At 72.3% G+C, this 17,524-nt stretch carries 19 protein-coding genes; 9 read left to right on the top strand and 10 right to left on the bottom strand.

Annotated features, from left to right (window positions below):
• Window positions 1-100: 100 nt before the first annotated feature.
• From RAN62_RS22210 to pheT, 3 genes are all read left to right on the top strand, one after another.
• Window positions 101-883 carry a TrmH family RNA methyltransferase gene (locus tag RAN62_RS22210; RefSeq protein WP_305786645.1) on the top strand — a complete coding sequence of 261 codons (783 nt, stop codon included), beginning with the start codon at window positions 101-103 and terminating at the stop codon, window positions 881-883.
• 146 nt (window positions 884-1,029) lie between these two features.
• Window positions 1,030-2,091, top strand: coding sequence for a phenylalanine--tRNA ligase subunit alpha (locus RAN62_RS22205; RefSeq protein WP_305786644.1), 1,062 nt, complete (start codon window positions 1,030-1,032; stop codon window positions 2,089-2,091).
• A 5-nt stretch (window positions 2,092-2,096) separates the two neighbouring features.
• Entirely contained in the window at window positions 2,097-4,565 is a 2,469-nt protein-coding gene (gene pheT, locus RAN62_RS22200) for a phenylalanine--tRNA ligase subunit beta (protein WP_305786643.1), read from the top strand.
• Window positions 4,566-4,595: 30 nt separating this feature from the next.
• On the opposite strand, the gene RAN62_RS22195 is transcribed toward pheT, so the two are convergent.
• The gene (locus RAN62_RS22195; protein WP_305786642.1) at window positions 4,596-5,201 is read right to left on the bottom strand and encodes a TetR/AcrR family transcriptional regulator; all 606 of its coding nucleotides are present in this window, start codon (window positions 5,199-5,201) and stop codon (window positions 4,596-4,598) included.
• Window positions 5,202-5,306: 105 nt separating this feature from the next.
• Between RAN62_RS22195 and RAN62_RS22190 the strand changes: the two genes are divergently transcribed.
• Window positions 5,307-6,500: an MFS transporter gene (locus RAN62_RS22190; RefSeq protein ID WP_305786641.1), complete on the top strand. Its 1,194-nt coding sequence runs from the start codon at window positions 5,307-5,309 to the stop codon at window positions 6,498-6,500.
• On the opposite strand, the gene RAN62_RS22185 is transcribed toward RAN62_RS22190, so the two are convergent.
• The 4 genes from RAN62_RS22185 to RAN62_RS22170 form a co-directional block, all read right to left on the bottom strand.
• Window positions 6,493-7,593, bottom strand: a complete 1,101-nt coding sequence (locus RAN62_RS22185; protein WP_305786640.1) for a hypothetical protein — start codon at window positions 7,591-7,593, stop codon at window positions 6,493-6,495. The genes RAN62_RS22190 and RAN62_RS22185 overlap by 8 nt on opposite strands.
• The gene (locus tag RAN62_RS22180) at window positions 7,590-8,060 is read right to left on the bottom strand and encodes a sigma-70 family RNA polymerase sigma factor (RefSeq protein WP_305786639.1); all 471 of its coding nucleotides are present in this window, start codon (window positions 8,058-8,060) and stop codon (window positions 7,590-7,592) included. The genes RAN62_RS22185 and RAN62_RS22180 overlap by 4 nt, the downstream gene beginning before the upstream one ends.
• 105 nt (window positions 8,061-8,165) lie before the next feature.
• Window positions 8,166-8,924, bottom strand: a complete 759-nt coding sequence (locus tag RAN62_RS22175; RefSeq protein ID WP_305786638.1) for an SAM-dependent chlorinase/fluorinase — start codon at window positions 8,922-8,924, stop codon at window positions 8,166-8,168.
• 10 nt (window positions 8,925-8,934) lie between these two features.
• Window positions 8,935-9,897 (bottom strand): sialidase family protein, encoded by a 963-nt coding sequence (locus RAN62_RS22170; protein WP_305786637.1) that lies wholly within the window; start codon window positions 9,895-9,897, stop codon window positions 8,935-8,937.
• Between the two features lie 29 nt (window positions 9,898-9,926).
• On the opposite strand from RAN62_RS22170, the gene RAN62_RS22165 reads away from it, so the two are divergent.
• Window positions 9,927-10,625 (top strand): class I SAM-dependent methyltransferase, encoded by a 699-nt coding sequence (locus RAN62_RS22165; protein ID WP_305786636.1) that lies wholly within the window; start codon window positions 9,927-9,929, stop codon window positions 10,623-10,625.
• Here RAN62_RS22165 and RAN62_RS22160 read toward each other — a convergent pair.
• Together RAN62_RS22160 and RAN62_RS22155 are read right to left on the bottom strand one after the other, a co-directional pair.
• Complete coding sequence (locus RAN62_RS22160) at window positions 10,622-12,034, bottom strand: M28 family metallopeptidase (RefSeq protein WP_305786635.1); 1,413 nt, start codon at window positions 12,032-12,034, stop codon at window positions 10,622-10,624. The genes RAN62_RS22165 and RAN62_RS22160 overlap by 4 nt on opposite strands.
• A gap of 44 nt (window positions 12,035-12,078) precedes the next feature.
• Window positions 12,079-12,267, bottom strand: coding sequence for a hypothetical protein (locus RAN62_RS22155; RefSeq protein ID WP_305786634.1), 189 nt, complete (start codon window positions 12,265-12,267; stop codon window positions 12,079-12,081).
• A gap of 239 nt (window positions 12,268-12,506) precedes the next feature.
• On the opposite strand from RAN62_RS22155, the gene RAN62_RS22150 reads away from it, so the two are divergent.
• Together RAN62_RS22150 and RAN62_RS22145 are read left to right on the top strand one after the other, a co-directional pair.
• Window positions 12,507-13,379: a helix-turn-helix domain-containing protein gene (locus RAN62_RS22150; protein ID WP_305786633.1), complete on the top strand. Its 873-nt coding sequence runs from the start codon at window positions 12,507-12,509 to the stop codon at window positions 13,377-13,379.
• A gap of 95 nt (window positions 13,380-13,474) precedes the next feature.
• On the top strand, window positions 13,475-13,684 hold the full coding sequence (locus tag RAN62_RS22145; protein WP_305786632.1) for a DUF397 domain-containing protein: 210 nt from the start codon (window positions 13,475-13,477) through the stop codon (window positions 13,682-13,684).
• Window positions 13,685-13,779: 95 nt separating this feature from the next.
• On the opposite strand, the gene RAN62_RS22140 is transcribed toward RAN62_RS22145, so the two are convergent.
• Both RAN62_RS22140 and RAN62_RS22135 read right to left on the bottom strand, forming a co-directional pair.
• Window positions 13,780-14,565, bottom strand: coding sequence for a serine hydrolase (locus RAN62_RS22140; RefSeq protein ID WP_305786631.1), 786 nt, complete (start codon window positions 14,563-14,565; stop codon window positions 13,780-13,782).
• Complete coding sequence (locus tag RAN62_RS22135; protein WP_305786630.1) at window positions 14,562-15,254, bottom strand: SanA/YdcF family protein; 693 nt, start codon at window positions 15,252-15,254, stop codon at window positions 14,562-14,564. The genes RAN62_RS22140 and RAN62_RS22135 overlap by 4 nt, the downstream gene beginning before the upstream one ends.
• A gap of 93 nt (window positions 15,255-15,347) precedes the next feature.
• Between RAN62_RS22135 and RAN62_RS22130 the strand changes: the two genes are divergently transcribed.
• Complete coding sequence (locus RAN62_RS22130; protein ID WP_305786629.1) at window positions 15,348-16,046, top strand: GNAT family N-acetyltransferase; 699 nt, start codon at window positions 15,348-15,350, stop codon at window positions 16,044-16,046.
• A gap of 141 nt (window positions 16,047-16,187) precedes the next feature.
• On the opposite strand, the gene RAN62_RS22125 is transcribed toward RAN62_RS22130, so the two are convergent.
• Entirely contained in the window at window positions 16,188-16,673 is a 486-nt protein-coding gene (locus RAN62_RS22125; protein ID WP_305786628.1) for a GNAT family N-acetyltransferase, read from the bottom strand.
• 143 nt (window positions 16,674-16,816) lie between these two features.
• Between RAN62_RS22125 and RAN62_RS22120 the strand changes: the two genes are divergently transcribed.
• On the top strand, window positions 16,817-17,521 hold the full coding sequence (locus tag RAN62_RS22120) for an NPCBM/NEW2 domain-containing protein (protein ID WP_305786627.1): 705 nt from the start codon (window positions 16,817-16,819) through the stop codon (window positions 17,519-17,521).
• The last annotated feature ends 3 nt before the right edge of the window (window positions 17,522-17,524 follow it).

The raw sequence follows: 17,524 nt of genomic DNA, 5'->3' as shown, positions 1-17,524 counted from the left end.
CGTTTCGCAAGCGCCTCCCGGTTCGCCGGGAGGCGCTTCGCTTGTTCCGCCGTCGTCGCCCGCGGTCCTGCGGGCGACGAGCTGAGCCTCCGGAGGCCTGGTGAGCTTCACCCCCCGCACCCCGCGCGTCGTCGCCGCCAAGCGTCTGCAGCGCCGCCGCGACCGCGACAAGGCCGGTCGCTTCCTGGCCGAGGGACCCCAGGCCGTGCGGTCCGCCCTCGCCGCGGGGGTGGTTCTCGACCTTTTCGGTACGGACGAAGCCCTCACCAAGCACGGCGACCTCGCACTGCAGGCGCCCGTCGTCTCCCCGGTCACCGAGGAGGCACTTGCCGCCCTCGCCGAGACCGTGCAGCCCCAGGGTCTCGTGGCCGTGTGCGAGCAGGTCGACGTGCCGTTGCCCGAGGCGCTGGCCAAGGAGCCGCGACTGGTGGCGGTGCTCGCCGAGATCCGCGATCCGGGCAACGCGGGCACGATCCTGCGCACCGCGGATGCCGCCGGGGCCACGACCGTCATCTTCGCCGGGGACGCCGTGGACCCGTACAACGGGAAGTGTGTCCGCTCCTCGGCCGGCAGCCTGTTCAACGTGGACATTGTCCGCGCGCCCCTCTCCTTGGCGACGCCTGGACTGACCGTTCTGGCCACCAGCGGCTACGGCGAGACGGACCTCGACGAGCTGATCGACGACGGCACGCTGGCCGGGCCGACGGCGTGGGTGTTCGGGTCCGAGGCGCACGGGCTGCCCGACGAAGTGCTGAAAAAGGCCGACAAAAGGGTCAGGGTGCCGATCTACGGGGGCGCCGAGAGCCTTAATCTGTCGGCCGCCGCAGCGGTCTGCTTGTATGCTTCAGCCCGAGCGCAACGCTCTCCTAGGAGTGGATCATGAGTCAGCTGTTTACCCGGCCCGCTGGTCGCGGGTCCGTGCGCTGACTGACTCCTGAGCGCGAACTTCCCTGACCGGCGGGCTACGGCCCAGCCGCGCCTCCGTAGACTGCCGCATGGCTCATCCGGTGTGAGGGAGTTCGCCCGACCATGTCCTACCGCAACGATCCGTACGATCCGAAGCAGGCCGCCCTGCTGGCGCCCGAAGCGCTCGAGACCGCCGTCGCCGACGCCGAGAAGGCGTTCGGGGAGGCGAAGGACCTCGACGCGCTCGGCGCGCTGAAGCCCGCGCACCTCGGCGACCGTTCGCCGGTGTCGCTGGCCCGGCGGGAGATCGGCTCGCTGCCGCCCGCCGCGAAGTCCGACGCCGGCAAGCGCGTCAACATCGCGCGCCAGGCCGTGCAGGCCGCCTTCGACGCCCGCCACGCCGAGCTGGAGCGCGAGCGCGCCGCCCGGGTGCTGGTCGAGGAGCGCGTCGACGTGACCCTGCCGTGGGACCGCGCCCCGCGCGGCGCCCGGCACCCGCTGACCACGCTCATGGAGCACATGGGCGACCTGTTCGTCGGCATGGGCTACTCGATCGTCGACGGGCCCGAGCTCGAGCTCGAGTGGGCCAACTTCGACGCGCTCAACATCGGCCCCGACCACCCGGCGCGCGGGCTGATGGACACGTTCTACGTGGACCTGCCCGGCCTGGTCATGCGCACGCACACGTCGCCCGGCCAGGTGCGCACGATGCTCAGCGGCGAGCTGCCGATCCACGTGGTCAGCCCGGGCCGGACCTACCGCACCGACGAGCTCGACGCGACGCACACCCCGGTCTTCCACCAGATCGAGGGCCTGGTCGTCGACGAGGGCATCACGATGGCCCACCTCAAGGGCACGCTCGACCACTTCGCCAAGGCGATGTTCGGCCCGGACGCCCGCACCCGCTGGCGCCCGCACTACTTCCCCTTCACCGAGCCGTCCGCCGAGTTCGACGTGTGGTTCGCCGAGCACCGCGACGGCCCGCGCTGGGTCGAGTGGGGCGGCTGCGGCATGGTCAACCCGCGCGTCCTGACGGCGTGCGGGATCGACCCCGAGCGCTACTCCGGCTTCGCGTTCGGCATCGGCGTGGAGCGCACGCTGATGTTCCGCAACGGCGTGAGCGACATGCGCGACATGGTGGAGGGTGACGCCCGGTTCACCCGCAACTTCGGTATGGCGGTCTGAGGAAGATGAAGCTCTCCCTGTCCTGGCTCCGCGAGTACGTGGAGCTCCCGGCCGGTCTCGACCCGGCCGACCTGGAACGCAAGCTGGTGGATCTCGGCATCGAGGTCGAGTCGATCGTCGACCAGGGCGCCACCGTCAAGGGCGGCCTGGTCGTCGGGCGCGTGCTGGAGATCGAGGAGCTGACCGGCTTCAAGAAGCCGATCCGCTTCTGCCACGTCGACGTCGGCAACCCGGCGGCGCAGGAGATCGTGTGCGGGGCGCGCAACTTCGCGGTCGGCGACCTGGTCGTGGTGATCCTGCCCGGCGGCGAGCTGCCCGGCGGCTTCCACATCGGCGCGCGCAAGACCTACGGCAAGCCGTCCAACGGCATGATCTGCTCGGCGGCCGAGCTGGGGCTCTCCGGCGACCACGACGGCATCATCGTGCTGCCGCCCGAGTCGGCCTCGCCGGGCACCGACGCGCGCCCGCTCGTGGGGCTCGACGACACGATCGTCGAGGTCGAGATCACGCCCGACCGGGGCTACGAGATGAGCGTGCGCGGCATCGCCCGCGAGCTGTCCCACGCGTACGACGCCGCCTACACCGATCCCGGCCGGCCCGCCCGGTCCGCGGCGACCGAGCTGGTCCCGTACGAGGTCCGCCTCGACGACACCGTGGGCTGCGACCGGTTCGCGGCCCGGGTGGTGCGCGGCATCGACCCGTCGGCGCCGTCGCCGGAGTGGATGCAGCGCCGGCTGCTCACCGCGGGCATCCGCACGATCTCGCTCGCCGTCGACATCACCAACTACGTGATGATCGAGCTCGGGCAGCCCATGCACGCGTTCGACCTCAACCTGCTCAAGGGCGGGCTGGTCGTGCGCCGGGCCCACCCGGGCGAGAAGCTGACCACCCTGGACGGCGTGGCCCGCGTGCTCGACGCCGAGGACATGGTCATCTGCGACGAGTCGGGCCCGATCTCGCTCGCCGCGGTCATGGGCGGCGAGACCAGCGAGGTCCAGCCGGGCACCGTGGACGTGCTGCTCGAGGCCGCCCACTGGGACCCGGTCATGGTCGGGCGCACGGCCCGCCGGCACAAGCTGTTCAGCGAGGCCGCGAAGCGCTGGGAGCGTGGCGTCGACCCGCAACTGCCGCTGGTCGCCCTGGACCGCGCGGTCGAGCTGCTGACCACGCACGCCGGCGGCACGGTGGACGAGCGGATCCTCGACCTCAACCACGTGACGCCGCCCGCGGTGATCACCCTGCCGCCGGACCTGGCGACGCGGCGCATCGGTGTCCCGTACTCGCCGGAGCAGGTCGCGGAGATCCTGAGCCGCATCGGCTGCACGGTCACCAGTGCCCTCGACGTCACACCGCCCTCGTGGCGGCCCGACCTCGTGGCGCCGATCGACCTGGTCGAGGAGGTGGCCCGGCTCGGCGGCTTCGACGCCATCCCGGCCGTCCTGCCGCCGGTCCTCGGCGGGGGCAGCCTCACCCCGGCCCAGCTGCGCCGCCGCTCGGTCGGGCGGGCCATGGCGGAGAACGGCTACGTCGAGGTGCTGTCCTACCCGTTCGTCGCCCCGGGCGCCGCGGACGCGTTCGGGCTCGAGCCGGCCGACCCCCGGCGCAGCGCGGTCCGGCTGACCAACCCGCTGTCCGAGGAGGAGCCGCTGCTGCGCACGTCGCTGCTGCCGCCCCTGCTGGCCACGCTCAAGCGCAACCTCGGCCGGGGCGAGCGCGACCTCGCCCTCTACGAGACCGGCACGGTCTTCCTGCCGCACCTGACCGCCACGGCCCCGCCGCAGCTCGGCGTCGACCACGGCCCGTCCGACGAGGACTGGCAGGCGGCCAACGCCATCGTCCCGGAGCAGCCGTGGCACCTCGCCACGGTCCAGACCGGCGACGCGGCCCCGGCCGGCTGGTGGGGCGACGGCCGCCCGGCCACCTGGTCCGACGCCGTCCAGTCGGCCCGCGTGGCGATCGCGGCGGCCGGACTCTCCGCGGACCGCGTCTCGGTGCGGGCCGCCGAGTACGCGCCCTGGCATCCGGGCCGCTGCGCCGAGATCCTCGTCGACGGCAACCCGGTGGGCCACGCGGGCGAGCTGCACCCGGCCGTGCTCGAAGCCCTCGAGCTGCCGAGGCGCACGGTCGCCATGGAGATCGATCTGGACCGGCTGCCGGCGACCCCGGTCACGCAGGCGCCGGCCATCTCCACGTACCCGCCGGCGCTGATCGACGTCGCGCTGGTCGTCCGCACGGAGGTCCCGGCGGCCGACGTCGAGGCCGCCCTGACCGCCGGTGCGGGAGACCTGCTCGAGTCGGTCCGGCTCTTCGACGTGTACGCGTCGGAGCAGCTGGGCGAGGGCGTGAAGAGTCTCGCCTACAAGCTCACGTTCCGGGCGGCCGACCGTACGCTGAAGGTCGAAGAAGCCGTGGCGGCGCGCGACGCGGCCGTGGCGCTGGCCGCTTCGCGGACCGGAGCCACTCTGCGCGGCTGACCCCAAGGGGCGCCCGGGCGGGCGCCCCTTTCAGGGCCGCAAGGGGACCGCGCGCATCGCCATGTCGATGGACGCCTGCAACTCCTCGCGGCTCGCCCCCGCGGCGGCGTGCACGGCGTGCCCCTCGCTGAGCGCCATCACGAATCGCGCCAGCCCCGAGATGTCCGTATCTTCCGGCAGGTCTCCCTCCCGGACCGCGCGCGCCAGCCGCTCCTCGAGCGCGGCCTCCGTGCCGGCCCGCCCGGCGGCCAGGACGTCGGAGATGCCCGCGTTCCCGGGCGCGCAGGCCAGCCCGCCCTGGATGGAGAGGCACCCCGGCGGCTGGTTCCCCGCCGTGAGCCCGTCGGCGCTGACACACAGATAGGCCCGCACGGCCGCGTAGGCCGTGGGCCGGTCGAGGGCGGCGCGGGTGTCGGCCAGCTTCTCCTCGTGATAGCGGGCGAACGCGCGCCGGAACAGCTGCTCCTTGCTGCCGAACGTCGAGTAGAGGCTCGGCCGGTTGATGCCCATCGCGCTGGTGAGAGCGCTCAGCGACGCGCCGTCGTAGCCGTGCCGCCAGAAGACCTCCGCCGCCCGGTCCAGCACCGCCTCCTCGTCGAAGGCCCGGGGCCGTCCGACGGCGGGTGTCGCGCTCATCGGCCCAGTCTACCGCTCGGTACACATGGTGATCCGGCTCACCAACTGATCAGTACAAAACCTGTTACGGTGTTGGCGCAACTGATCAGTACAAAAGGAGGCCTTGTGGCGGACACCCTGATCACCGACGCCGGCAAGAGCGTCCGGCCGGCCTCCTGGGGCGGTGTCGTCTCGCTGAGCCTCGGCGTGTTCGCGCTGGTCATGGCCGAGTTCCTGCCCGCCAGTCTGCTCCCGCGCATCGCCGGCGACTTCGGTGTGTCCGAGGGCGCCGTCGGCCAGTCGGTCACGGTCACCGCGATCGGCGCCGGTCTGGCCGGCCTGCTCCTGCCGGTCGTGGTGCCCCGGGCCGACCGCCGCCGGGTGATGATGGGGCTCACCCTGGTCGCCGTCGTCTCCGACATCCTGGTGGCGCTGGCGCCGAACCTGGGCGTGCTGCTCGCCGCGCGCCTGCTGCTCGGGGCCGCGCTCGGCGGGTTCTGGGCCCTGGCGATCGCGATGACGGCCCGGCTCGTGCCCGCCGGCCACCTGGGCCGCGCCGTGACCGTCGTCAACACCGGCGTCTCGGCCGCCACCATCGCCGCCGTCCCGCTGGGCACCTGGCTCGGCGAGCTGTGGGGCTGGCGGGCGGTCTTCCTGCTCAGCGCCGGCGCCGCGGTGCTCGCGCTCGTCGTCCAGGCGGCGACCCTGCCCCGCGTCGTTCCCGAGACCGCCGGCGGCCTGCGAGCCCTCGGCTCGACCCTGCGCTCCGGCATCGTGCTGCTCGGCCTGACCGCGATCCTCCTGCTCGTCGCGGGGCACTTCACCGGCTTCACGTACGTACGCCCGGCCGCCGAGAGCGTGTCCGGCATCGACGCCGACGGGCTCGCCGTGCTCCTGCTGGTCTACGGCATCGCCAACGTGGCGGGCACCGCCCTCAGCGGCGTGCTCGCCGACCGGTCGCTGCGGGCGGCCGCTCTGGTGTTCCCCGTGGTGCTCGGCGTCGGCATGCTCGCCATGGTCGTCATCGGCGGATGGACGGCCGGGCTGTTCCTCGCCGCCGCCCTGTGGGGCTTCGGCTTCGGCGGCGTGCCGACGACGGCGCAGACCTGGGGCGCCCGCACCGAGCCGGCGCGGCTCGAGCAGATGGGCGGGCTCACCGTGACCGTCTTCCAGATCGCGATCGCTCTGGGCGCGGTCGGCGGCGGGCTGCTCGTGGACGGCGTCGCGCCGGCGGCCCCGCTGGTCGCCGGCAGCATCGCGGCGATCGCGGGCGGGGCGCTCCTGGCCGGAACGCACCGCCCGCACCGCGATCTCAGCTGACCGGCTCGGTCCAGCTCGTGGTGGACGTGCAGTCGTCCACCGTCGCGCCGGTGAGCATGGTCTCCAGGTCGGCGCGGGTGATTCTCGTCCGGTCCCGGACGAGGATCTCGAGCCCGCACGTGCCGGCCTCGATCAGCAGCAGACTGCCGCCCGGGGGGACGCCGAGGTGGTCGTTCCGCTCGTAGTAGCGGGCCGGGCGGTCGGCGACGGTGGTGTTGACCGGATCGCCGGTCAGCTCCTTCCAGTTCACCTTGCCGACCGTCCACACGGTGACCTCCAGCGGATCGTCCGGCACCGGACCGCGGGCGAAACCGACGCTCAGGTCCGGCACCGGGCCGGCGCCGAAGCCGAGCCGGGCGATCGGGTTGCCCCGCTGCCGGGTGATGTCCGCGAAGGTCATCGGCAGGTCGTCGGCGACGGCCGGGAAGTGCACCGGCACCCCCAGGCCCTGCGGCGGGCCGAGGCGCACCTGTCCGGCCGCCTCGATCAGGGCCTTCCGCACCCCCGCCGGATCGTCCAGCCCGTCCGTCCGGTCCGCCGCTTTCCGATCGGCGACGGTCACCCAGGCGCCGGATCCGTCCTGCCAGCCCACGGTCGCCGCCATGACGGTTCCGCGCGCGCCGGTGAGCCCGTTCGTGGCCTCGACCGGCGTGTAGGCCCAGAACGCGGGCTGCCCGCCGACCGAGACCCGCTCGCCCTTGCGCAATGCCGTGGCGTCGTACGAGCCCGGGTCGAAGACCCGGATCACCACGTCACCCCGCCTCGTCCCGTCCTCCGACGGCATCAGCCACTGCATCGTGCCGTCGAACCCCTGTTGCCAGACGGACTTCGAGCCGGCGGCCGGGCGTACGGTCAGCCGGCCCGGCTCCCGATAGGCGGGGGCGGCCGGCGGCGCCGGGGGCTCGGTGCGCAGCCGGGTCACCGCCAGCCCCGCCGCCAGTACCAGAGAGGCGCTCACGGCGACCGCGGTCACCCGGCGCCGGCGGCGGATGCGGTGGGCCCCGGCGCGGACCCGGTCGGCCATGCCCGCGCCGTCGGAGGCGGTCCCGGCGCCCCGGTCGAGGGCGCGCCGCAGCTCGTCGGTCGTGGTCATGACAACATCCCTTCGCGGGTCAGGGTGACGCGCAGAGTGGCGAGCGCGCGGCTCGCGTACGCCCGGACCGTGCTCGTCCGGCACCCGAGCACCTCGGCTATCTCCTCGTCGCCGAGGTCCTCGTAGAACCGCAGCACCACGACCGCCCGCTGCTGCCGGGGAAGGGTGGCCAGCCGGGCCCACAGCTCCGGGTCGCCCTCCGGCACCGCGGGCGCCGCCTGCTCGTGCTGGTCCAGCGGCACCAGCCGGAACCGCCGCCGGCGCCGCCGCGACAGGAACTCGTTGGTGACCATGGCGCGCACATAGGCGTACGGCTCGGCCAGTCCCTCGATCCGTCTCCACCTCACCAGCGCGCGGGTCAGCACCTCCTGCACCAGGTCGTCGGCCTCGGCCCTGTCGCCGCAGAGCACCGTCGCGTATCTCAGCAGCGCCCGTAGTCGCGCCGCTATGAAATCGTCGAACCGCATCCGGGGTCCCTTCCGTCGCGTCCTTGAACGCCCGGAGGCCCCGGCCCGCTGCGCCCGGCGTGGTTGTTCACGCTCAGTTCACCGGGCGGTCCGGGTGGACGGTGCTCAGGGGAGGATCTCGACCGGGGTGCCGGCGGCCGGGTGGCCGAAGAGCTCGGCCGCGTTGCCGCCGCGGGCGAAGAGCTCGTAGCACGCACGGCCCGACCAGCCCGAGCTGCCCGGGGCGAAGGAGATCGTGCCGGCCGGGACGGTGAAGACGCCGTCGCTGACCACAGCCTCGGCGGTGGCGGCGCCGATGCGGACGCGGACGGTGGTGCCGGTCGCGGCGGGGGCTTCGTACCAGGTGGTCTTGAGGTTGCCGTAGCCGTCGGTGTAGGCGAGCGCGCGCTGCGGCGCCGGGGCGACGGTCACGGGGTCGCCGAGCAGGGTGTTGTCGCCGTGGACCAGGCCGGCGACGGCGTCGGGGAAGACGTCGCGGGAGCGGAACTGGGAGCCGGCGTCGGTGACGGCGACGGCCCGGAGGGGGACGCCCGCGCCGGCCAGGAAGGACAGGCTGGCGCCGGCCGCCACGCCGACGACCAGGACGCCGGAGTCGAGGCGGGCCGCGACGAGGCGCTCGCCGGCGTTGTCCTCACGGGGCTCGTCCTCGTCCTGGCGGGGCGCGACGTTGGCGTAGATCACACGATCGGCGGGGCCCTGCCCGAAGGCCAGCTGCGCGACGCAGAAGCCGGCGCTGACCGTGTCGAACGGTGGCACCGGGATCGCGGCCACGTCGGCCTCGGGCAGCAGGCTCGCGAATCGCTGCCGCACCTCCGCGAACGCCAGATCCCCGACACCGTAGTCCGCCACGATCGTCAGAAGCATGCCTCTCAAGCTACGCCGGGAAGTCCTCGGCGCTGCTGAAAACTCCGACCACGGCGGCGGCGGGAATGTCGAAGCCCAGCGTCAGGTAGCGGCCCGGCGCCACCTCGGCGCTCGACGGGTTGGCCTGGTCGTGATGGCCCGAGTCGTAGAGCTGCACGTCCGGGTAGCCGTTCCACGAGCCCTCCGGCCGCCGCACGACGCGGCCGACGGTGTCGCGCCGGGGGGAGAAACGCCGCGCCAGATCCCCGTACGTGACCAGCACCTCGCCGGAGCTCAGCACCAGCGCGTGATGCGAGGACGCCGGCAGGTCCGTGGGCTCGGCCACGCTCCACGTGTGACCGTCGTCGGCGGAGCGGGCGATCCACGCCACGTCGCCGGTCGTGCGGATCAGGGCGACCAGCTCGCCGCTGTCCAGCACGGTCAGCGTGGGCTCCTGGAAGTTCACCCCGTCCCGCGCCGCGAGCACCGAGACCGTCCACGTGGCGCCGAGGTCGGTGCTGCGCGCGACCGTGGCCTGCTCCCACTGGCCGCCGGGCTGCCGGCCGTACAGGGGAAGGAGAAGGTCTCCGCCCGGCAGCTGGACCGCCGCGCCGTGCGACGCCGTCACGCCCGCCTGGACGGAGTCGCCCCAGGTCAGTCCGCCGTCAGGGCTGCGGCGCACGAAGGTGCCGAGGTTGGTGTGCGGCTCGGTGCTCCAGTCGAGCACGAACCAGCTGAGCAGCACCGAGCCGTCCGCGAGCACCGCCAGCTTCGGGTCGCGGTCGTCCCAGGGCCCGTCCACCGCGGTGTGTGGCCTTCCCCACGTCTGCCCGCCGTCGGCGCTCGTGACGACGCGGATCCGGCCGTCCGAGCGGACGTGGCCGGCGCCCTCCCGATAGGCCGCGAGCAGCGTGCCGTCCGGCAGGCGCACGAGATCGGGGAAGTGGGGGAGCAGCCCGGGCTCGGCGCGGGCGACGGTGACAGTGGTCAGCACGAGCAAACGGTAGCCAATAGTGTGGCGGGATGGAGACGACGTACCGGCCCGGCTACTCCGGCAGCGGCCCCGGCGACATCACGCCCGACGGCTGCGCGGTCGAGCTCTACAAGCGGCTGCCTCCGGACGGCTCGCCGGACATCGTCGCCGCGGCCGTCCCGCCGCCGGCCACGCTGCTGGAGCTGGGCTGCGGCGTCGGGCGGATGACCCGGCCGCTGGCCGCCCTGGGCTTCGACGTGACCGCGGTCGACGAGAGCGCCGCGATGCTGGCCGAGGTGACCGGCGCGCGCGCCACGGTGCGGAGCCCGATCGAGCGGCTCGAGCTGAGCGAGCGGTTCGACGTCGTGCTGCTGGCCTCGTTCCTGGTGCACGCCGGCGACCCGGCCGTGCGGCAGGGCTTGCTCGCGACCTGCCGCCGGCACGTGACGGACAGCGGCGCGGTGATCATCCAGCGCGAGGGCGCGGGGTGGCACACGCAGGTGCCGCGCGAGCGGCCGCTGCTCGACGGTGTCGCGCGGATCACGGCTTCCGTCGACCTCGGCGACGGGGTGCGGGAGATGCATGCCGAGTACGTGTTCCCCGACGCCGAGTGGCGGCAGGTGTTCCTGTCCCGGCCGTTGACGCGGGCGCAGTTCGAGGCGGCGGTGACGTCGGCCGGACTGCGCGTCGACCGTTACCTGGACCGGGACGAGACGTGGCTCCTAGCCCGGCGCGGGGGTGGTTCCTAGCCCGGCGCGGGGGCGGCGACGGGGCTGCGGAGACCGGTGCGCCCCACCGCGCGTACGCCGAAGAAGACATTGTCCTTCGACAGGTCGATCGTGACCGTGGTGACGTCGCCCACCGGCAGGACGTGCTGCCAGTCGGGTGCCGTCGTCTCGCGCCACAGCACCTCGTAGCCGGCGGGGCTGCCCTGACCGGCCGCCCACCGCAACGTCGTCTCGTTCGTCAGCTGAGTGGTGTCGATGACCACACCCTTCGGCGTCCCCGGCGCCTGCGCCAGCGACCACAGCGCCGCCGCGTTCACCCGGGCGACCCGCGCGATGTACCGGAAGTCGCAGAACTCCACCAGGTCCCCGAACTGCACCCCGTCCTCGACGCGCACGTCCTGGTGCTCGTGCGCGAAGTTCTCGCGCGGCTCGGTGAAGCGCCCGGCCGGCCAGCCCCGCTGCAGGAACGAGATGTGGTCGCTGCCGCGCAGATAGCGGTCCCGGCGCCACACGACGCGCACGGCCATGCCGGTCTGCGTGTTCTCGGCGACGTCCCGCACGAAGCGGCCCAGTTGCCGCGACGGCCCGTCGTTCTCACCCCCGACCGACTGCCGGGTCGCCGTCTGCGCGGGCGTCTCGGCCGTCGGCACACCCTCCACAAAGAGCCGGACGGTACGCGGATCAGCCGCCGACCCGTCGTGCGCGTCCCCGGTGCCCACGATGTCGTTGCTGACCATTGCCTGCACGTCCACGCCCGCGTCCTTGAGCTGCTGCGCCAGGTGATCGGACCCGTAGAGCCCCTGTTCCTCCCCGGCCACGGCGGCGAAGACAATGGTCGCCCGCGTGGGCCGCCGAGCCATGACCCGGGCCAGCTCCATGATCACGGCGACCCCGGAAGCATCGTCGTCAGCCCCGGGCGCGTCGCTCGTCGCATCGAGCACATCACTGGCCCGCGAGTCGTAGTGCCCGGTGACGACGTATACCCGCTCCGGCTCCTCGGTACCCCGCAACGTCGCCACGACGTTCGTGATCCGGGTGGCGGTGGGGATGCGCGGGGCGGGCTCCTGCACATAGGACTGCAGCGCGACGGTCATCCGCCCCTGGGAGGCGGCCGCATACTTGGTCAGCTGCTCGAAGATCCACTCCCGCGCCGCCCCGATGCCGCGTACGGGATCGTCCTGGCTGGACAAGGTGTGCCGCGTCCCGAAGGCCGCCAGCCGCGTGACAATCGTCTCGATGCGATGCGGGTCGATCTCCTTGAGGATGGCCCGCAGCTCAGGACCGGGCACCTGCTTGGCCGGGCCGCTCTGCGGACTGCCCGCCGCCGCGTGGGCCGGCAGTGCCTTACCGGCGAGGGCGGGCACCGCGGCAGCGGCCGCGGTGGCGGTCAGAAACGCCCGCCGAGAGGACGAAGAACCCCGATCCGTCATACCGTCCCATGCTCGTCCACCCCGCCCCGGATGTCCACGTCCATCTATGCTTCAAACGGTCTTTCCCGGGCTGCGCCGCCGAGGAGGGTGCCGATCGCGCTCTGGGAAGGCTCCGGCGCAGGAGTGCCGGGGAAGGGCTGGACGCAGAACGCCAGCATGCCGAGCGCGAAGCCGGCCAGGAAACTCGCCATGATCATTTTTGCGATGGTCGAGACAATCGAAATGATCTTCATGGCCGGCCCCGGCCCGGGGCGGAAAGATGTGAGCGGGATCGCGCATCGACGATATTCGCGCTGACGGCTCGGGGCATGGTGTTACCTCCGCTGGTGGGGTGTGGGTCGATCAATGATCAATTCACGATGACGGTGGTTGATCGCCCGCAGTCGTGAACGGACACTGGAACCTCCCTCCCTCTGCGTGAAACCTGTCCACGCCGCTCGTTGACGCGGCGCAGACGCGCGGAGGGTTGCGAATGCCTGCGGACCCCGGTCCCCTGGTCCAGCGTCGACGCCTGGGCGCAGCTCTGCGGCAGCATCGCGAGGCGGCGGGGATGACCGCGAAAGAGGCGGCCGACCGGCTGCTGAGTCCTCCGTCGAAGATCAGCCGCATCGAGACCGCCGAGCGTGCCGCCTCCCCGCGCGACGTTCGCGATCTTTGTGACATCTACGGCATCACCGACGACGAGGTGCGCCGGCAGCTCATGGCGCTGGCCGTGGAGGCCAGGGAGCGGGGCTGGTGGCAGGGTGCGGGCCTGCAGCCGGCACTGGAGCGGCTCATCGGTCTCGAAGGCGCGGCCGGGCGGATCAGCGAGTTCGAACCCTTGCTGGTTCCCGGTCTGCTGCAGACGCCGGAATACGCGCGGGCGATGCTGGACATGTTCGGTTCCGCCGACCCGGCCGTGCGGGACAAGGCCTTACGCATCAGGCTTCGCCGTCAGGAATTGCTTTCGGCCGCGGATCCTCCCGTGTTCTCCTTCGTCATCGACGAAGCTGTGGTGCGCAGAATGGTCGGCGGCGCCGAGGTCATGCGCTCTCAATTGGAGCACTTCCTGGCAGTTGCGGCCGTGCCTCACGTGTCGTTGCGGGTGGTACCGTTCGACGCGGGTGCCCATCATGGAATGTTTCAGGGCTTCGAGATGGTGGACTTCCCGGACGACGCGAACGGCATGCGAATTCCGGGACTTGTCTTCTTCGAGAACCTCTACGATGGCCAGACGGTGGACGATGCGGCCAGGATCCATGGGTTCGCCGAGGCTTTCAAGAAGATTCAAGATGTGGCGTTGACTCAACGTGAGTCAGTTGACCTGCTGCGACGCGCCAAGGAAAGCGTCGAATCGTTACGATAACCAGCCGCCGGGATGTGTGATGAACCGGCGGTGTACAAGCGTGTGACATTTAGGCCGGGCCATCTATGAATGGCCCTCGACAGCCTGAGGGGATCATGGTGGAAAAAAACTCGTCGGAGTCGAAGTGGCGCACTGCCAAGGCGTGCGCCGCACAGAACTGCGTGCAGGTGGCCTTCATTGATGGCGGCATCGCGCTGCGCGACTCGAAGAATCCGGATGGGGGCATCCTGCGCTATTCTCTCCGCGAATGGCGCGACTTCGTCGCCGGCGTTCGTGAGGGCGAATTCGACGACGCTCGTCTATGAGGCCGGCGAGAGGTTCCTGATCGGCGGGACGACGTCAAGTGGCCCGCAGTCTCCCGGCGCCTTGCCGTCGGAGATCTTCGGCGGCGGCGACGCTATCAAGCACACCAGTCGAGCATTGCGCGGCCGATGGTGGCGTGGGCTTGGGTGGCGGGGTGGGTGCTTCCGTAGTTGTCGCGGTCGGGGAGGGCGGTGGCGAACATGGCGTACGGGAGGCGGGGCTGGCCGGCCGGGTCGAAGATGATGCCGGCCTCGTGGCGGGCCGCGCCCGAAATGTCGTAGTCGGCGCCGTGCTTGGTGGCCACGCGGCTGCGCTCCGAGCTTGACATGTCGCGGCGTACGCCGTCGTGGTAGCCGCTCGTCGACCGCATCACCCGCAGCACGAACGCCGTCGTCGCCGGGGCGAGCAGCTTTCCGGTCGCCAGACGCCACAACAGGTCGGCCGTCTCCCGGGGCGTCGTCACGCCCAGGAAGAAGCGGTCGCCCGCCGGTTCGACCCGGGTGTGGACGAGGCCCAGCGATCCGAGCACCTCGTTGATTCTCGCGGCGGGCAGCACGCGGGCGCACAGGCGTACGGCCGTGTTGTCGGACACCAGCAGCATCGCGGTCAGGAAGCCGGCGACCGTGATCTCGTCGCCCCAGATGCCTTGCAGGTGATAGGTGCCGCTGCCGCCGAGGATGTCGGCGTCGGTCAGCCGCACGCGATCGCCGAGGGACAATGATCCGCGGTCGACCTCGGTGAGGAGGGCCACCGCCACGGCAGCCTTTTGCACGCTGTAGCCATGGATGACATCGTCGGCGCCGTCCTCCACGTGGCCCGGGATGCAGGTGTGCCACGTGCCGCCGGCGGCCCGGGTGGCAGCGGCGTAGACAGTGGAGATCATCGGGCGGCGACGGCCGTTTCCACGCCCGTTTCGTGGGGGCCGAGGAAGACCGGGTCGCGGCCGGAGGCGACGTCGAGGACGGCCTTGACCACGGCGCCTCGTTCGCGGCCCGCGCTCTGGTAGTAGTCGAAGTACTGCTTGGCGGTGTCGTCGCCCACACCGTCGGTCGTCACGCCGAGGTGGCGGCACAGGGCCACGGCGCGGTTGATGTGATAGCTCTGGGTCACGATGATGGCCCTGGTCACGCCGAACACGCGCTTGGCCCGGGCGCAGGTGTCATAGGTGTCGAAGCCCGCGTGGTCGAGGACGATCTGGCCGCTCGGGACCCCGTGCTCGACCAGCCAGCGGTGCATGGCGCCCGGCTCGTTGTAGGTCCACTCGGCGTGGTCCCCGGAGACGAGGATCGCCTTGACTTTGCCGGCCGCATAGAGCTGCCGGGCGATCTCCAGCCGCGCCGCCAGGAAAGGGGACGGTGTCACCTCGTCGTCGGCCTTCGCCCCGAGCACGATGGCGACCGGGGCGGCGGGGACGTCGGTCACGGCGTACACATGATCGTGCGCGACCGTGCGCACCCAGAGGTCACACCCGGCCATGACCAGGACGGACGCCGCGGCCGCGAGCGACCCCGCCAGCACCGTGCGGCGCCACAGCGGCCGTCGCAGCACGGCCCTTTCCCAGGTACGCAGCATGAGGCGGAGCATGCCAGCTCGCGTCAAGCGATCCGGCTCACGTCTGTCCGTCCCCGGCCGCGGTCACCCGTCCGGGGCGCGCATGATGCTGCTGTGATCGAGCTGCGCGACCTTCCCGGTGACGACCCCCTGCTGCTCTGGACGGCGCAGGACTTCCGCGCCGGGGTGCGCGCCTGGGCGCTCGGCGACGCCGTGGCGGTCGCCTGTCCCGACGTCGGCCGTCGCGACCGCATCGCCGTGCGGGGAAGTGCGGAAACGCTCGGCGAGCTGCTGCAGCGGATCCGCCCCGAGTTCGACGACTTCCACCCGTGGGGTGACGCGGATCTCGTACCGCGCATCCCGGGGCTGCGGCTCGCGGGCACGTTCGGCTGGATGGACACCGGCGGGCCCGTGCCGCCCTGGGCGCAGCCGGACGAGCTTGAGGACCTGACCGACGAGGCGGAGATCACTGCCTTTCTCGCCGAGCATCACCCGCACTCGTTCGCCGTACCGGGTGGGACCGGCGTCACCCGGTGGGTGGGCCTGCGCGACGACGACGGCCGGCTGCTCGCCGTGGCCGCGGACGCCTGGTCGACCAGCACGGTCGCCTCGATCGGCGGCGTCGCCACCCGCACCGACGTACGCGGCCGGGGGCTGGCGCGGCGGGTCTGCGGTGCACTGACGGCCCGGCTCAGCGCGGGCCGGCGTACGGTCAGCCTGCTCGTGGATCTGGAGAACGCCCCGGCGCTGCGCACCTACGAACGGCTGGGCTACAAGCTGCGCCGGGTCGCGGCGGCGAGCTACGCCGGCTGAGGCCTGTCCTGCGGCCGGGCGGCAAGCTGGGCCGGGTGGCCGCCGCGAGCTGCGCCGGGTGGCCGCCGCGAGCTGCGCCGGGTGGCCGCCGCGAGCTGCGCCGGGTGGCCGCCGCGAGTTACGCCGGGTGGCCGCCGCGAGTTACGCCGGCTGAGACCCGTCCGGGCCGGGCTGGAGCACCCGCTCGTAACAGACCGAAAGATCCGACCCGGCGTACGGCCCGAACAGCGGAATCTCCCGGTAACCGCACTGCTCGTAGAACCTCATCGCCTCGGGCTGCGCCGGGCCGGTCTCCAGCTTGACCGTCGTCCACCCCCGCGCCACGGCCGCCGCCTCGAGGGCGCGCAGCAGGTCGGTCGCCACGCCGGAGCCGCGGCCGGAGGGGATGACGTACATCCGCTTGAGCTCCGCCACCCCGGGCCCGAGCCGCCGCAGCGCCCCGCAGCCCAGCGCGTGGCCGGCGTCGTCCACAGCGACGAGGAACACATCGATGTCCGCGGCCGACGGCGGCGGGCCCGGCTCATGATCGTCGGTGCCGTAGCGCGCGTCCAGCTCGGCCCGTTGCGCCGCCCGCAACGCCGCGCCCTCGGCGTCGTCCCACTCGCGCCGCTCGATCGTCCACCCCACGGGCCGCTCCTCTCGCCTCTCGCCTCCCGCCAAGATCACGGTAGCCGGAAACCCTCCCCGCCCGGGTGCCGGGCGCCCGCCGACAAGTGCCGCGCCCGGCCCGCTCGGCCGATGCCCGCATTCCAAGATCTCGATCACCGTGAATGGCGGGCCCGGACGAGGTCGGAGAGCACATGCGTCAAGAAACACGCGCGGGTACGGAATCCGCGCCGGCACCGGACGACGGAAAGGTCGCCGCCGCTGTTTCCACGTGGATCCAAGTGGTGTTCGGCGGCCTCGGCGTGGCCATTGCCATTGTCGCGCTCGTGATCGCCTATTACGCCTGGGTCCGCCCGCACGCCCCGGCCGGCGAGGGCGGCGATCAGGTCACCACGACCACCGGCGCGGCCGGTCCCGTGAGCGGGCAAGCCGCGCCCGGAGAAGGAAACGTGAGCGGGCAAGCCGCGCCCGGAGAGAAACCCGGAGAGAAAAACGAGCGGGCGACGCCCCTGACAGAGCTGACGCCGACAGCGGGCGGAAGCTCCGTCCAAGCCCGGTCCGGCGACCTGATCATGCCCTGCGCCAGCGGCGAGTCCGACGACCGGCAACGCACGGTCGAATACGACATCCTCGGCCGCTATGCCGCCCTGCGAGCCGGACTGAGCGTGTCGAAAGCCCGCGACGACGAGACCTCTTTGCAGATCAAAATCTTCGCCGACGGCCGGCAGATCGCCAACCACGTGGTCACCAGGAAAGCACCGGCGACGGTGAACGCCCCGATCGCCGGCCGGCAGAAATTGCGCATCCAATGGACGTGCCAGTTCCCGGACGGAGAAGCAGAGCTCCGCGCCCCGGCACTGGCCCGCTGACAT

It is taken from the genome of Symbioplanes lichenis (assembly GCF_030709675.1).
GTDB lineage: Bacteria > Actinomycetota > Actinomycetes > Mycobacteriales > Micromonosporaceae > Actinoplanes > Actinoplanes lichenis.
Note: the sequence above shows the minus strand (reverse complement) of the source record. Positions and strands in the feature narration are given on the sequence as shown.